The 216-nt window shown below is 73.6% G+C and carries 1 pseudogene; it reads left to right on the plus strand.

Features of this window, described 5'->3' with window-relative positions:
• A pseudogene (locus tag ADK66_RS31795) lies at positions 1–216 on the plus strand (hypothetical protein); the annotation flags it as partial.

The following is a 216-nucleotide window of genomic DNA, read 5'->3' on the forward strand; positions in this document are numbered from 1 at the left end:
GGCGGGTACGAGCAGGGTGGCGGCTACGGTCAGCAGGCCGGCGGGTACGACCAGGGCGGCTACGGTCAGGAGACCCCGCAGCAGCGCGGCAGCTACGACGACCGAGGCTACGAGCAGGGCGGATACGGCCAGCAGGCCGGCGGGTACGAGCAGGGTGGCGGCTACGGTCAGCAGGCCGGCGGGTACGACCAGGGCGGCTACGGTCAGGAGACCCCG

It is taken from the genome of Micromonospora sp. NRRL B-16802 (assembly GCF_001279555.1).
GTDB classification, from domain to species: Bacteria; Actinomycetota; Actinomycetes; order Mycobacteriales; family Micromonosporaceae; genus Micromonospora; species Micromonospora profundi.